Here is a 15,069-nt window from a genome sequence, read left to right as displayed (position 1 = left end):
CCTCGCCCGTCGCGCAGCTCCGGTGAAAGACTCACCACATCATTCGGTCCCACACAACTGGAGAACCCCGGCATGGCCGGGGGCGCAGCGAAGGTTACTACAGTCATCGAGACCTGAGCGTGATCTTACAGTTAGGGTTGGGCCGTAGCCTTTCAGCATCCGCCGAGTCCTCAAAGGGCCGACGGGCCGCCCGAATCGACCAGTTCCAGTCCAGATGAGGAGCAGCGTGCAGCCTTCGCAGATCCTTCACGCCATCCGCAGGAATCTCATAGCCTGCCTCGTCATCCTGCTCGTATGCATCCTGGCCGGGCTCGGAGTAGCCCTGTCGACGAAACCGGTCGCGGTGGCGACCACCACCCTGGGGATCCAGCCCAAGTCCAAGGAGACCCCCTCCTTCTCGACCCAGGCCAAGGACCTCATGCCCACCGTGGTGGAGCTCTCCAAGAGCCCGAAGGTCCTGGATCCCGCGGCGAGCTCCTTGAAGATGAAGACCACCGATCTGTCGGACGCCCTGACGGTCACCAACCCGCCCGAGACCCTGGTCCTGACCATCACCGCCAAGGCCGACGACAGGCAGAAGGCGGTCAACATGGCCCAGGCGACGGCGGTCTCCCTCAACAAGGAGATCTCCTCCGGCGATCTGTTGGGCAAGGAGAGCCTGGGGATGACGACGAGCACGACCTCGCCGGCCTCCCTGGGCAACACGGTCATGGAGCGCCCCGGCGCCCGCGCCTCGGCGCTCTCCGGGCTGCTGCTGGGCCTGCTGGTCTCCATCTCCTACGCCATGTTCCGCCACCGCCGCGACAGCGGCCACGGCGAGCGCAGCGGCGAGCCCGGCGGCGGACGAGTGGCAGCCTCCCTGCGGTCGCTGAGGCAGAAAACCGCGGACCTGCTGCGGCCAACCCCCGCCCCGCCCCAGGCGCAGATGCAGGATCCCTACCAGTATCAGCAGCTTCAGCCCCAGCCCCAGTCGCCGGTTCCCACCTCACCGGAGGCTTCCTTCGCCCAGGGCCCTGAGCCCGCCCGGGCAGGCGGCGCGGTATCCGGCGCCGTCGAGTCCCAGCCGGTATCCGCTCCGATGGCCGACTCGACGGCCTCGATGGCCTCGTCCCAGGAACTCGGCGCACCCTCGTCCTCGCCTCTCTCAGAACCTGCCCTGGTACCCGCACTGCCGGGTCCCTCATCGCTGTCCGCACCGGTCCCCACATCTCAGCCGACGGCGTCATCCGCCCCGGCCTTCTCCGCGCAGCAGGCGCCGGAGCAGACGACCGCGATGCCCGCGGTTCCCGATCCCCTGTACTCCCCCGCACCGGCGCAGTCCTCCACTCAGGAGCCGCCCCACGCCCCTCTGCCGACGCCGTCCTCGATCTCCTCAGTGCCTTCCACATCGTCCGTGTCGTCGACGGGGTCGGCGGCCTCCACGGGCTCGGCCGCGTCGATTCCCTCGGCGGCTTCGCTGTCTTCGGCATCGGCGGCATCGGCCTCAGCACACGGCTCCTTCACGTCGGGCATCACATCGGCCATGCACCTTCAGCAGGCCCGCGAGCATACGCCGGCATCCTCGACCGGGACCGTCTCGCCGGAACCGTCGCCCGAGACCGCCCCGTCCTACACGCATGCGCCTCTGCCGCCGCCACTTCCCACCCCGTCGGACCTGACGGTGCCGGCCTCCCCCTCGATCGCGGTGCAGCCGTACACGTCCGCCCCGGTCTCCGGGAGCCACCGCTCGCCGGGCGCGCCGGACGCCCCCACTCGGCGCAGGACCGCTCTGCCCACCGGGCAGACGGTTCCGGCGTCCTCGGCCTCATCGGCTTCCTCGACCGGAACCTCCTACCAGTACCCGCCCGCCACGACGACGTCCGCGTCCGTCTCATCCTCTCCGGCCCCAGCACCCGGCCGGAGGCGCGCCTCGGCTCCGACGTCGACCTCGGCACCGAGTGTGCCCACCCGACGTCGGATCACGTCGCCATCGGCGGACCGCCCGTCATCGCCGAGCGGCCGGCAGGACGCGACCTCCCTTCCCGCGACGAGTCGCCGCCGAGCCCAGTCTTCGGCGTCGGCGCCCGATGCCGCTACGGCCACCAGGGCCGCACACTCCACGGTCCGCAGCCCGGAGTCGTTGCTCGAGACGGAGGAGCCCTCGGCTCCCCGTTCGACATCGGCGCGTCAGCAGGCGCCCTCGCGCCGGCAGACCCTCGCCCGGCGTCGGCGGATGTCCAAGCCGCGTCTCACACTTGTGGCGCCGCTGGCCGAGGAGTCCTCCACCGATCAGACCCGCCACCTCACGCCGGTTTCGGCCTCGGTCGGCGGTCGTCATCGCAGCCCCGACCCGCCGGACGCTCCGCCGCCGCCTCCGCCGCCGTCGATCCAGCCCAACCAGCGGATGGCCTCGGCCTCCTCAGCGGCTTCGGCCCGACACGCGGCCTCCGGCCCGACGGTGTCGGCCGCTTCCGCCGCCTCCGCTCGACGTAGCACGCAGTCGCCGCGCCGCTCCTGGTAGGAGGCCCTCGCCGAGCAGCGACACACGTCATGGGCGGGTCCGATTGTTTGCATCGGACCCGCCCATTTGTTCTGCGCACCGCCGGCCGAGGAGTTATGGCCTGCCGGCGCCGATTCAGCCGTCCTCGTCGTCCTCAGAGTCGTCGGCCTGCTCCGCCTCCTTATCGGCGTCCTTCGCATTCTGAGAGACCGTGACGCTCGGAATCTGGGCGGTGATCGTATTGCCGCTGGGATCGGAGACCACGAGGCGATAGGTGTGATCGCCCGCCGGGCATGCCGTGTCCTCCATGGTGTGGGACGTCAGCGCCCAACGGGTGTCGCCGATCTTCTTGGTGGCCACCGGCGTCGTCCCCTTGTCCCGGTAGAGACTGTAGGTCAGGGTCGGGTCGTCGCGGTCCCAGGTGGCGGTGAAGGAGACCTTGACCGAGCCCGACGTCGTGACCTCGGCCTTGGCGCCCAGGGTCTCGGCCTTGCCCTCGGGCGGCAGCGTGGGTTGGCCCGCACGTCTGGGATAGCGCACGATTCCCTGTTGGACCTTGCCGTCGGCCTCGATGAACTCGCCCACCATGAGGACGTACTTGTCGGTGACGTCCACCTTGTAGGCGGCCTGGGACATCCCCGTCTTGGTACCGGCCTGCAGGTCCGGGTACCAGCCGACGATCATGGGGCTCTTGTAGCCCGAGGTCGACCAGTCCTGGTAGCCATCGACCACCCCCTGGTGGCGAATGGTGATGTCGGGGCTGTTGGTGAAGGCCATCGCCCGCACGTACAGGGGGTGGGGGCCGTCCTTGCGCACCTCGGGCATGTTGGGGAAGCCGTAGATGGTCTCGCATGAGTGGGCGTGGCCGACCGTGTAAACCATCTCCTTGGTGGGCGCGATCCCGTAGGTGTCGCCGTGGCAGGGCTCGAGCCAGATGAGGTTGCCGTCCCAATCGGCCTTGAAGCTCCCTTCGAGGTTGGCCTCATCCAGGCGTCCGACGGCGGAGTAGGCGGTGGCGTAGAAACCGGCGTCGTCGACCGCGATATCGAAGATGGCAGCCTTCTCCCCGGCCGTGCGCACGGTGTCGTTGACGGGCATGGGCAGCATCTCACCGGTGGAGGCACTCAGGAGCGCCATCCCGTAGCCGGGTTGGCTCGAGCCGTTGACCGAGGAGAAGGAGCCGCCGATGACGACCTTGGAGTGGTCCGGCGAGACCTCGATCGCGTAGACCTGCGCATTGGGGCCCTCCGCGGAGGCGGTCCAGTTCAGGAGCTCGCCAGTGGAGGCCTTGAGTGCGGCCAGCCGGACCCGCGGCCGGCCGTTCACCTTGGTGAAGTAGCCCCCGGCGTAGAGGGTGTCACCGGCCACCGCGATGTCCTTAACGGTCGTGCTGAACATGGGACGGAAGGAGGAGATGAGGGTTCCGTGCCCCTGGGAGATGTCGAAGGCGGCCAGGCGGCTGTGCCACTCGTCGTTGACCTTGTCGAACTCCCCGGCGACGTAGAGGGTCTTGCCGTCCTCGGAGAGAGCCAGGCTTCTTCCCGCGCCGTTGAGGGTGGGGGCGAAGTCCTCGATGAGCTGCCCGGTGTTGATGTCGTAGGCCAGGATGTTGGAGCGCGGAACCTCTTGCTGCCCCTTGGGGGCCCCGGCCGGACGGGCGGTCTTGAAATCGCCGACGACGTAGACCACGTCGCCGACGACGAGCTGGCCCCAGGCGACGCCGTCGATCTGGGCCGTGGGCAGGGGCGAGGCCGTGTACGGGGGCTCCTTGGACGACTGGCCGGTCGGGTCGGAGGACCGCCCGGCGGCGCCTGCGCCGTCTCCGCCCTTACCTTGATCGTTCGCGTTTCCAGAGCCGTCATCGGAGTTGACCTCGCCCCGGTCCTTTGCCGCCGACACCGGAGCGGCGGGAGTGAAGACAACCGTGAAGGCGAGGAGGAGCGGGAGAAGGGACAGGGTGATGAGGACACGAGGAGCGCTGGAGCGACCTTGCACGGGAACCTCCGGGAGATATGGCTACGACTGTGCACGCGGGTGGCGACATATCGCCGACACCACGGGGATTTCACACGACGAGCTCCACCAGTCGGAACATCTACAACAAAAAATTTAACCGGTAGAGCGCGTTATTCCAGGTAGTACGTTCCGTACGAACGGGACACGATTTGGTGACGACTCCACACTACGCAACCGCTAGGTTGAATAGCAATGAAATCGTTACCTGAATGCGACTGTAACCCTTGGAGCCGCCGGCCGCGACTGTTCCTCGTGGGCAGCGTTGTCCACCGGACTCATGACGAAGCCCTCGCCGGGCCCGGTGGCGGGGCCCGGCGAGGGCGACGCACAGTGGTACGCAACGGTGCGAGAACCGGCGAGCGTGGAATCAGCCCCGGCGCAGAGCCGCCCTGTGCCGGATCGGCCCACCGGTCTCCCGCCTCAGGCGCCCGGGACGCCGACCGTGTCGAAGAGCGAGGCGACCGAGCCGTCGTCGAAGACGGCCTTGATGGCCCGGGCCAGCAGCGGTGCGATCGGCAGAATTGTGAGCTGCTCGAAGCGCTTGCCGGCGGGGATCGGCAGAGTGTCGGTGACGATGACCTCGCGGGCCCCACAGGTGGACAGGCGGTCCACGGCCGGCCCGGAGAGCACCCCGTGGGTCGCGGCGACGATGACGTCCTTCGCGCCGGAGTCCAGGAGCACCTGGACAGCCTTGGCGATCGTGCCTCCAGTGTCGATCATGTCGTCGACCAGGACGCAGGAGCGCCCCTCGACGTCACCGACGACTCGGTTGGCCACGGACTCGTTGGGGCGGGTGACGTCGCGGGTCTTGTGAACGAAGGCCAGCGGCGTGCCGCCGAGCTGGTTGGCCCAGCGCTCGGCCACCCGGATACGGCCGGCGTCGGGGGAGACGACGGCGGCGTTGGCCGGGTCAACACGGGTGCGCACGTAGTCGACGAGCACCGGCTGGGCCCACAGGTGGTCCCAGGGACCGTCGAAGAAGCCCTGCTCCTGGGAGGTGTGCAGGTCCACGCTCATGAGGCGGTCGGCGCCAGCGGTCTTGTACAGGTCCGCCACGAGACGGGCGCTGATGGGCTCGCGCCCCAGGTGCTTCTTGTCCTGGCGGGCGTAGGGGAAGAAGGGGGCCACCACGGTGATGCGCTTGGCGGAAGCGCGTTTGAGGGCGTCGACCATGATGAGCTGCTCCATGAGCCAGTCGTTGACACGGTCACCGTGGGACTGGACGACGAACACGTCACAGCCGCGCACCGACTCGTTGAAGCGGACGTAGGTCTCCCCGTTGGCGAAGTCGTAGGCCGTGGAGGACAGCACCTCGGTGCCGAGCTCACTGGCCACGTCCCGGGCGAGCTCGGGATGGGCCCGCCCGGAGACGACGACCAGACGTTTCTCGCCCTTGGTGATGATGCCCGTCATGACGTGGTTCCCTTCTCACGGCCGGTACGGCCCTCGGTGTGACTGTTGGAGACGGAGGTGGAGGCAGGTGGCCGACTCGACCGGGGCCGACGGGCCGGTGCGCTCACGATTCAGCCCTGGACGCCGTCGGCGTCGAACTGGCTGAAGGGGGCGACCACGCAGCCGGCCGGGATGACGGCGTCGGTGAGGATCGCGTACGCGCCCACGCGGGCGCCCTGGCCGATCCGGGTGGCGCCGCGCACGAGGACGCCCTGTTCGAGGGTGACGTCCTGGGCGAGCTCGGCGGTGACGTCCACCCAGGTGGAGGACGGGTCAACGACGCCGACGCCCTGAGCCATCCAGTCGCGCAGGACGCGCCGATTGAGCTCGGCGCCGAGCTCGGCGAGCTGGGCACGGTCGTTGCAGCCCTCGACGAGCCAGTGGTCGGTAACGACGAGCGCACTGGTGGGCCGCCCCGAGCCGTGGGCGTGGGCGACGACATCGGTGAGGTAGACCTCACCCTGGTCATTGTCCGTACCCAGGGTCGCCAGGGCGGTGCGCAGGTGGGCGGCGTCGAAGATGTAGACGCCGGCGTTGATCTCCCGGATGGCGCGCTGGGCCTCGGTGGCGTCGCGCTGCTCGACGATGGCCGAGACGGTGCCGTCGGCCTCGCGCACAATGCGCCCGTAGCCGCTGGGGTCGTCGAGCTCGGTGGTCAGCAGGGTGACGGCGTCGCCGCGCTCGGCGTGCTGGGCCAGCAGGGCCTGGAGGGTGGTGGTGTCCAGGAGGGGGACGTCCCCGCTGGTAACGACGACGGGCCCGGTCAGGTCCTCGGGCAGATGGGCCAGCCCGCAGGCCACGGCCCGCCCGGTGCCGGGGACCTCGTCCTGGTCGGCCGGGACGGCGTCGGGGGCGACCTCGGCGAGGTGGGCGACGACGGCGTCCCGCTCGTGGCGCACGACCACGACGAGGTGACGGGGCGCGAGCCCCCTGGCGGCGGTGACGGCGTGGTCCACAAGGCTGCGGCCACCAATCCGGTGCAGGACCTTGGGGGTGACCGATCGCATACGGGTTCCCTTGCCTGCGGCCATGACGATGACGGCGGCTGGTGCAGTGGGGGTCACGTGTCCTCTTCTCACAGGTTCTCGCCCTGGCTCCCGACATCTCCGGGCGGAGACGGGGACGGACTCCAACAGTTTCTGATCAGGTACGGATGGACGGACGGCTGGCGCACGGCCCGCAGCAGCCGGAAGGCCGACGGCGGACGTGAGAGCGAGGGAACCCCAACACCCTCATGCTACGCCGCTCCGCCCCCAGGATTCGAACCCGGGCCTCAAGGCTCCAAAGGCCTGCGTGCTGCCGCTACACCAGGGCGGAAAGGTGCGTCCCAGCCCCCAAGCCGAGTGTCGAGGGGCGCGACGCCGGGATAGTCTCTCACGTCCCGGTCGTCCTCGGCACCTTCGACGCAGCTCAGCGTGCTGCGCATCCGCTCTACGCGCGTTCCAGGTGCAGGCGGACCGATGCCACACTCACAGGACTTCTCAGTCGACCGGGCAGGCAGGGCAGGATGGTCCCATGTCCAGTTCCCCTTCCAGTCCCACCGCCTCCCCTCCTCCCTCATCCTCTCGCAAGCCGGCGGCGGTGCGGCTCGTCGAGCTCGACGGTCTGCGCGGACTTGCCGCCGCCGTCGTCCTCATCTACCACAGCCTGGAGACCGTGCCGGCGCTGGCCGCGGTTGGCGCCCGCCCCGGAGTCGTGCCCACCGGCGCGTTCCACCGGCTCCTGACCCAGAGCCCCCTCCACCTGCTGTGGGCTGGCCATGAGGCCGTCCTTATCTTCTTCATCCTGTCCGGTGTTGCCCTCACCTATCCGGTGGCCCGCCGCCATGCCCAGGGGCGGCGCTTCGATTGGGTCGACTACGCCCCAAGGCGGTTTGTGCGTCTGTGGCTGCCGGCGGCGGCCTCCACCACCTTCGCGGTCATCGCAATGCTGCTCGTGCCGCGCTCGGAGAACCCGGCGCTGGGGCACTGGATGACGGCGATCCACCCCACGGGCCTTGATGTGCGCCAGATGCTCATGGAGTACCTGCTCATCCCCAAGCACGCCTATCGCAACACGGTCCTGTGGTCGCTGCACGCCGAGGCGATTTTCTCCTTCGTGCTTCCACTGATGATCCTCGGGGTGGCCCTGTGCGCCCGATGGCGGCTCTCCTGGCTGCCGGTGGCGGCCGCCCTGGCCGTCCCGGTCATCACCGCCAGCCCCGGCTCGGGCAGCTACCTGCCGGTCTTCACCGTCGGCGCGGTCATGGGCTGGGCCTGGGGGCATGATCCCGTCGTCGTCCCGGAACGCCCCCGTCCCTGGGCGACGGCGCAGGCCCTGATCTGCCTGCTGCTTATCACCCTGGCCTGGTGGCCGGGGATGGAGAGCCACGTGGCCCAGCGCATCACCAATGCGGTCACCCTGGCGGCGGCCAGCTACCTGGTCTACCTCGTGGTGCGCGCCGGAGCCCTGCGCGGCCTGCTGCGCTCGCGCACAGTGCAGTACCTGGGGCTCATGTCCTTCTCCCTCTACCTCGTACACGAACCGGTCGTGGTCTCCCTGCGGCTGCTGACGCAGTCGACCTCGCCATGGTGGCTGCTCATCCTGGCCCCGGCGACCTCGGCGCCCCTGACCTGGCTGTTCCAGCGCTACATCGAGGCGCCCAGCCACCGACTGGCACGCCGCACCGGCGCCCTGGCCTCGGCGCGCTTCGCCCAGTGGTCTGAGCGTCATCGAGCCGCCCGTCAGGCCAGCCGGGTTGGCGGGGTGTGACGCCATGGCCGCCAAGCGCACCCGTATGAGCGCCAGTGAACGGCGCGAGCAGCTCATCGCCGTGGCCCGCGGGCTGTTTGCAGAGCGCGGCTTCGACGCCACCAGCGTCGAGGAGGTGGCCGCCCGCGCCCAGGTCTCCAAGCCGGTGGTCTACGAGCACTTCGGAGGCAAGGAGGGCCTGTACGCCGTCGTCGTCGACCGGGAGATCACCACGATCTCCGCTGCGATCTCCTCGGCGATCACCGACCCGTCCGCCGGCCCCGCAGCGGACCCGGACGCCACCACCGACGGATCGGGCGCACCTGACGCCTCCGGCTCAGCCTCACGGATCGCCGAGCGGGCGGCACTGGCCCTGCTGACCTATATCGAGGACTCCCCCGACGGGTTCCGCATCCTCTCTGCGGGCTCGGACCGCGCCGCCGGCACCTACTCCACGCTGCTAGCCGACGTCGCCATCGAGGTCTCCGGAATTCTCGCCTCGCAGTTCGCCGCCCACGACCTCGACCCGCGCACGGCGCCGCTGTACGCCCAGATGCTCGTGGGGATCGTGGCCATGCCGGCCCAGTGGTGGTTGGAGAACCGCTCAATGAGCAAGGAGGAGGTGGCCGCCCACATGGTCAACCTCGCCTGGAATGGCCTGCGCGGCATGAAGGCCAGGCCCACACTCCACTCCGGCTCCCCCGGCCGAACCAGCGGCCTCAACACTGAGGAACCCGCCGCCGAACGCACCTCTGACCAGACCTGACCGGGGCCGCTCAGAACCACTCGGGGCCGCGGCCCTCGCTCCGGCTCGACCCGGCTCCCGTCAGGTTCATCACGTCCCCACTCGTCGGCCGCCCTACAAGCCCGGCCAATCGGGCACGAGCGGGTGCTGAGAAGTGCCCAGGAACGAGGTGATTCACCTCCTGCGCCCGGCCCACGCCCTAAGCGGCACGCTATTCTGTTGTTCCCGCAATCACCGAAACGGAACCCATGGACCCGGAAACCCTCATCGTCGCGCTGCGCAAGAACGCAGTCCTCGTGGTCATGCACGTCGTGCTGGGCACCATCATTGGCCTCGTCTTCGGCCTGCTGACGCCGGCGCAGTACACCTCGACCACAAGCGCGAAGCTCGCTGTCGAGAACCGGCCCGATGATCCCAACGCCCCTTCTCCGATCAGCAGCTTCGACAAGATCATCCCGACGCTCGTGGCGCTCGGGACTTCGGAGAGCACTCTTTCGGAGGTTTCCAAGTCCACGGGGATCAGCCAGGCCGAGCTGGGCAAGTCGATCTCGGTGAGCGCTAAGACCGGAACCTTCATCATCGAGATCAAGGCCACCAGCACCGACCCCGAGCGGGCCCATGCGATCGCCCAGGCGGAGATCGGGACACTGGATTCGGTGGCCCGGGAGCAGTCATACCTGGTGCCGGGCAGTGGTGACCTGACCCTCGCGGTGGACAATCCGCCGACGACCCCGACATCCCCGTCCAGCCTGTCGGCCGTGTCCACCGCACTCATCGGAGCCGCTATCGGTCTTGCCGCCGGAGCCATCATGGCGATCCTGCTGTACTTCCTGAGCAAGAAGAACCCGCAGGACAAGGTCGAGGATCCGCTGCTCATCATCGGGCGCCGCCGTTCCCGGAAAGAATCCTGACCGGCCGTGGCCCAATCTTGGTCGCAGGCTCCCTTCCACGGCGGATCGCGAACGTCGTCGGAGGCTGATTCCCAGGTGAGCCCTGAACCGAGGCCCCGGCGGAGGCTGGAGATGACGATCGCCGTCGTCCTCCTGATCTGCGTGGGGGTGCGCCGCGAACTGGCCGCTGCCTTAAGCGTCGGGGACTGCGTCGCGCTCGTCTCGATTCCCATCACCTGGACGGCCGTGCGCAACGCGCGCCGGTTCTCCCTGATGCTCATGCTGTCCATCCTGGCGGCCGGTACCGCCTACATCATGTCCCTGCTGGCGGAGAGCAGCTTCGCCGTCGAGGCCTGGGCCCGCCGCGTTACCACCCTGAGCCTGCTGGCGGTGCCCTGCGCCGTGGCCGTCTTCGTGTGGGGAGCGCGTCGGCTGGGCGTGCGCCGCGCGGCACTGGCGGTCGGCTTCGGCATGTTTCTGGACTCGCTGTCGCTGTTTCAGACCAATCCCAACCCGTGGAAGTTCGGAGTCGGCGCGGCGGTGTCGATCATGGTGCTCAGCTTCGTGGCGAACCGGCGCCGACTGGTGCAGATCGTGGCCCTCCTGGGGCTGAGCGGCGTCTTCCTTGTCTCCGACTCGCGCTCTGCCTTGGCCTTCCTCGCCATCATCCTGGGCACGGTCGCCTGGCAGGCCCTGGCGTCCTGGGCGCGCTGGCGCGTGCCCACCCCGCGCCGCCTGGCGGTATCGCAGATCGCCGTCCTGGGGGTCGTGGGGGCCGTGGCGATGGCCGGGGTCGTTGCGGCCTCGGAGTCCGGGACCCTGGGGGAGGATGCCCAGAACCGGACCATCGCCCAATCCTCGAGCTCCGCGGGTCTGCTCCTGTCCGCCCGGCCCGAGCTGGGCGCCTCCTGGGCCCTGTTCCGCAACCGCCCGTGGGGGTACGGCGCCGGCGTCAAGCCCCGCTTCGATGACCTGTGGGTCGCCAAGCAGGGCATGGCGGCCCTGGGCTACGACCCGGACAACGGATACGTCGAGAACTTCATGTTCGGGGGCCGTATCGAGCTGCACTCGGGGCTCATGGACATGTGGGCGGCGGCGTCGATCCCCGGAGCGCTTCTGCTGCTGCTCATCGCCGGGATGGCGCTGGCCGCGATGATGCGAGACCTGGGGCGGCTCAAGGCCACGCCGTGGCTGTTCTTCGCGGCCCTGACCGTGGTGCAGAACGTGTTCGTGGGACCGTGGACGGTGCTGCCGCCCTATCTGCCGATCGTTCTGGGGGCCGCGGTGCTGCAACCCGCTCTACGCGACGCTGTCCCATTGGGCACCGATGACGAGCCGGGCGGTGAGCCCGCCGACGACGCTGCGACTCCCTCATCAGTCTCCGGCGTTCAGAGAGAGACCGCCTCGGAGCCCGGCACCCGGCCCGAACCCGAGTCCCGTACCGAGGCAGAGCCCGCTCAGGCCTGAACGTCGGGCCGTCTCAGTGGTCGTACTCGCGGTGGACGCCGCCACCGGTACTGGCCGCCAGCATGCCGCGGCCGCGCGCCAGCAGCCGAGCGCCCTTGGCAGCGTGCCTCGGATCGCGGATCAGCGTGCCGCCGGCCGTCCTCAGAGCGCCCACGACGATGCGCACCAGCCCGCCGACCGCGGCCCGAGCCCGGATGGCCGGCTGGACCCCACCTCCCGCCAGGGCCAGTTCGACGCGCACCGAGGTGGCAGCGTGGGAGCGCTGCCTGCGCAGGATCCAGGGGCGGGCGAGCCGGGAGGCCGGGACGTGGTCTCGCACGCGCGCCTCGTCGCACCAGCGGATGACGCCCCCGGCGGCACTCAGTCGGCGGGTGAAGAGCGTGTCCTCTCCCCCGGTGGCGCCGAAGGCCTCGTCGAAGCGCAGCCCCTTCCGGCGCACGAACCCCAAGTCCAGCAGCAGGCAGTTGGAGGCCGCCACCGGACGGATCGTGCCGGTGGGCCAGGTCTTGCGCACGAAGAACTCCCCCTGGCGCACCCACTCCTCCGGCTCGACCTCGTAGACCGGGATGACGGGCCCGGCCACCGCCTGGCAACCGGTCGAGGCCCGCAGCCCCACGAGGGCAGCGAGCCAGCCGGGTTCGGGTTCCTCATCGTCGTCGATGAAGATCAGCAGGTCGCGCTCGGCGGTCTCATCGAGGGCGCGGTTGCGCACCGCCGCCACACCGGGGCGCTCCTCGACGACGTAGCGCACACCCACGCCCCCCGGCTCCATCGGCTCGTCCGGCGAGGTGCGCACCGCCACTGCGGCTCCGGCAGCTGCGGCGAGGGCGGCCTCGCGCGCCGAGCCCCGCGCGTCGTTGTCAATGACGAGGACCTCGACGTCGGAGACGATCTCGCCACCGGCCTGCTCCGCAGCCTGTCCCAGAACCCCGCTGATGGCCCGCTTGAGATCCTCGGGGCGTCGGAAGGTGGGGATGGCGATCGTCAACCGGCTCATACGGCCTTCCTTCCGGTCTGCCGCCCACCCCGCCGGTTGCGCGGGCGGCCGTACTCGCGCACGTGCATCCCCAGCGCGCCCATGACCATGCCCAGCCCCCCGCGCGAGGAGACCTCATAGCGGGCCTGCGCGGACACATCGCCGCGCAGGCGGGCCACGCCGGCGCGCAGCCCATCGACACAGGCCTTGGCCAGCCCCTTGGCGCCATAGCCCAGACGCAGCCCCAGACGCGTCAGTACTCCGGCGGCGCTGCCGTCGGCGGGTTTGACCGTGTCGATACGCACCCGCGCCCAGGAGGAGCCCGAGCGCAGCGAACGCTCGAGCACCCAGGCGCGCGTGGCTCGGGCCGCGGGCACGCGCTTGGTGACGACCGCTCCGGCCGCGAAGCGGATGACGCCTCCGGCCCGGGTGAGCTGGCGGGTGAAGAGGGAGTCCTCGCCTCCGGTGAGCCCGTAGCGCGGGTCGAAGCGCAGCCCCAAACGCTCGATGAGCCGCAGGTCCAGGAGCAGGTTGCCGGTGTCGGCGCTGGGCACCTGGGCGCCGTCAGCCGCCTCCCAGGAGTCGAAGGCGCCCGAGGCGCTGACCCACGGCGAGGGGTCGACCTCGAAGGCCGGCGGCGTGGGGCCGGTGACAGCGGCGCTCCCCTGGGAGCGCCAGGTATTCACCAAGGCGGTCAGCCAGCCCGGAGCGGGGATCTCGTCGTCGTCGATGAAGACGAGGGCGTTGGTGCCATGGGCCCTGTCTAGGGCGCGGTTGCGTCCGGCAACGATCCCGGGCTCCGGCTCGTGGATGTAGGCCAACCTCGACACCTCGGGCAGTTCAGCAGCCCCGGCCGACTTCGCCCGCTCGGCCATCTGCGCCGCTTCGACCTCCTGAGCGGATTCGACGACGGCGCGCGCACCGCCCTGCGGGTCATTGTCGATGATGAGAATGCCCGCTGACTTGTTCGGCCCGGAGAACTCCGCAACCTGTTCCAGCAGATGCGGAATGACCTGCGCCAGGTACTCATTGCGCCGATAGGTGAGCATCGCAATGGTCACGTGCACGTTCAGCCCCGTCCTTCCTCCCGCCCGCCGGCGGCTCACGACTTGATATCAGGGCCTAACGGTACTATCACAGGCCGGGAACACCCCCACGGTCCAAGCACCCGCCCCGCACCCGGAAGGCTCCTGCCCCCATGACCGCCACCCCTGAGCCAGCCCAGCGCGCCGACGCCGCAACCGCCGAACCAGCCGGCCCCGATCCTGCCGGGGCCGTCGGGACCGCAGGAGACGATGAGACCGTCGACAGCGCGACCGACGGCACCCGCGACCGGTCCGGCCACGAGCTGCTCTCCCGCACGGCAGTCGTCGTTGTCAGCTACGACTCGGCGGCACTGCTGGAGCGCACACTGGCGCGCGTGGCCGAGGACTCGCCCGAGGCCCGCATCATCGTCGTCGACAACTATTCCACGCCCACCGCCCGCGAGGAGCTGGTGGCGCTGGCCTCTTCGCATGGTTGGGAGGCGGTCCTGCCGGAGACGAACACGGGCTTCGGGGGCGGCATGAACCTGGGGGCGGCCCGAGCCCGTGAGCTCGGCGCCGACCTGCTGGTCCTGCTCAATCCCGACGCCGTCATCGGTCGGGCCGACCTCATCCGGCTCGCAGCCCGGGCTCACGGGGACCGGCTGGCCCTGGTGGCGCCGGTGCTCAAGGACTCCAGCGGCCGCATCGTCTCCGACGGGATTGTCGTGTGCCTGGCCGACGGCTCGATGCGCTCGCGCCGTTCGCCGCGTCCGATCCCCCCGGGCGGCACCCAGCCGTGGCTCTCAGGCGCCTGCCTGGCCCTATCGACGGATCTCTTCGAAGCGACCGGGGGCTTCGACGCTCGCTACTTCCTGTACTGGGAGGACGTGGACTTCTCGGCCCGGGTGCTGGCGGTCGGCGGCAGCCTAGACCTGGCGCGCGACGCCGTCGCCGTCCACGACGAGGGCGGCACCCACTCCGGGTCCGCCGAGTCCGAGGACGGCGAGCAGGAGGGCCGCGCCAAATCGGACATCTACTACTACTACAACGTGCGCAATCGGCTGCTGTACGCGGGCCTGCACCTGGACCGGTCCGCGCAGCGCCGGTGGGTGGCCACCGCCGGCCGGGCCGCCCGGGAAATCGTCCTGCGCGGCGGCAGGCGCCAGCTCCTGCACACTCGGCGCCCACTCATCACGGCGGCGCAGGCGACCCGCGACGGTCTCAGGCTCCTCCGGGCCGCCCGTCGTGGGGAGCTGCCCGACATCGACCAGCCCCTCATCCGCGGCTGA

Annotated in this window: 11 protein-coding genes and 1 tRNA gene; 6 read left to right on the top strand and 6 right to left on the bottom strand. The window is 70.0% G+C overall.

Features of this window, described 5'->3' with window-relative positions; genetic code table 11:
- Positions 1 to 226: 226 nt before the first annotated feature.
- Complete coding sequence (locus FK256_RS07345; RefSeq protein ID WP_141424293.1) at positions 227 to 2,500, top strand: chain-length determining protein; 2,274 nt, start codon at positions 227 to 229, stop codon at positions 2,498 to 2,500.
- Between the two features lie 114 nt (positions 2,501 to 2,614).
- On the opposite strand, the gene FK256_RS07340 is transcribed toward FK256_RS07345, so the two are convergent.
- The 4 genes from FK256_RS07340 to FK256_RS07325 all read right to left on the bottom strand — a co-directional run bounded on the left by FK256_RS07340 (position 2,615) and on the right by FK256_RS07325 (position 7,264).
- Positions 2,615 to 4,474 carry a lactonase family protein gene (locus tag FK256_RS07340; RefSeq protein ID WP_141424292.1) on the bottom strand — a complete coding sequence of 620 codons (1,860 nt, stop codon included), beginning with the start codon at positions 4,472 to 4,474 and terminating at the stop codon, positions 2,615 to 2,617.
- 441 nt (positions 4,475 to 4,915) lie between these two features.
- On the bottom strand, positions 4,916 to 5,908 hold the full coding sequence (locus FK256_RS07335) for a ribose-phosphate diphosphokinase (protein WP_141424291.1): 993 nt from the start codon (positions 5,906 to 5,908) through the stop codon (positions 4,916 to 4,918).
- A 110-nt stretch (positions 5,909 to 6,018) separates the two neighbouring features.
- The gene (locus FK256_RS07330) at positions 6,019 to 7,011 is read right to left on the bottom strand and encodes a bifunctional UDP-N-acetylglucosamine diphosphorylase/glucosamine-1-phosphate N-acetyltransferase GlmU (RefSeq protein WP_141424290.1); all 993 of its coding nucleotides are present in this window, start codon (positions 7,009 to 7,011) and stop codon (positions 6,019 to 6,021) included.
- Between the two features lie 181 nt (positions 7,012 to 7,192).
- Positions 7,193 to 7,264, bottom strand: a tRNA-Gln gene (locus FK256_RS07325).
- Between the two features lie 198 nt (positions 7,265 to 7,462).
- Here FK256_RS07325 and FK256_RS07320 point away from each other — a divergent pair.
- The 4 genes from FK256_RS07320 to FK256_RS07305 all read left to right on the top strand — a co-directional run bounded on the left by FK256_RS07320 (position 7,463) and on the right by FK256_RS07305 (position 11,779).
- Positions 7,463 to 8,698, top strand: coding sequence for an acyltransferase family protein (locus tag FK256_RS07320; protein ID WP_141424289.1), 1,236 nt, complete (start codon positions 7,463 to 7,465; stop codon positions 8,696 to 8,698).
- Positions 8,699 to 8,702: 4 nt separating this feature from the next.
- Complete coding sequence (locus FK256_RS07315; RefSeq protein WP_141424288.1) at positions 8,703 to 9,443, top strand: TetR/AcrR family transcriptional regulator; 741 nt, start codon at positions 8,703 to 8,705, stop codon at positions 9,441 to 9,443.
- A 227-nt stretch (positions 9,444 to 9,670) separates the two neighbouring features.
- Entirely contained in the window at positions 9,671 to 10,333 is a 663-nt protein-coding gene (locus tag FK256_RS07310; RefSeq protein ID WP_021606011.1) for a YveK family protein, read from the top strand.
- A 111-nt stretch (positions 10,334 to 10,444) separates the two neighbouring features.
- Entirely contained in the window at positions 10,445 to 11,779 is a 1,335-nt protein-coding gene (locus FK256_RS07305; RefSeq protein ID WP_141424287.1) for a hypothetical protein, read from the top strand.
- A gap of 13 nt (positions 11,780 to 11,792) precedes the next feature.
- On the opposite strand, the gene FK256_RS07300 is transcribed toward FK256_RS07305, so the two are convergent.
- On the bottom strand, positions 11,793 to 12,776 hold the full coding sequence (locus FK256_RS07300; RefSeq protein ID WP_141424286.1) for a glycosyltransferase family 2 protein: 984 nt from the start codon (positions 12,774 to 12,776) through the stop codon (positions 11,793 to 11,795).
- On the bottom strand, positions 12,773 to 13,822 hold the full coding sequence (locus FK256_RS07295) for a glycosyltransferase family 2 protein (RefSeq protein ID WP_141424285.1): 1,050 nt from the start codon (positions 13,820 to 13,822) through the stop codon (positions 12,773 to 12,775). Before FK256_RS07295 ends, FK256_RS07300 begins: the two co-directional genes overlap by 4 nt.
- Positions 13,823 to 13,953: 131 nt before the next feature.
- Between FK256_RS07295 and FK256_RS07290 the strand changes: the two genes are divergently transcribed.
- Positions 13,954 to 15,069, top strand: a complete 1,116-nt coding sequence (locus tag FK256_RS07290; protein WP_141424284.1) for a glycosyltransferase family 2 protein — start codon at positions 13,954 to 13,956, stop codon at positions 15,067 to 15,069.

The sequence above is a fragment of the Actinomyces johnsonii genome, assembly GCF_006546835.1.
In the GTDB taxonomy this organism is placed as follows: Bacteria; Actinomycetota; Actinomycetes; order Actinomycetales; family Actinomycetaceae; genus Actinomyces; species Actinomyces johnsonii.
Note: the sequence above shows the minus strand (reverse complement) of the source record. Positions and strands in the feature narration are given on the sequence as shown.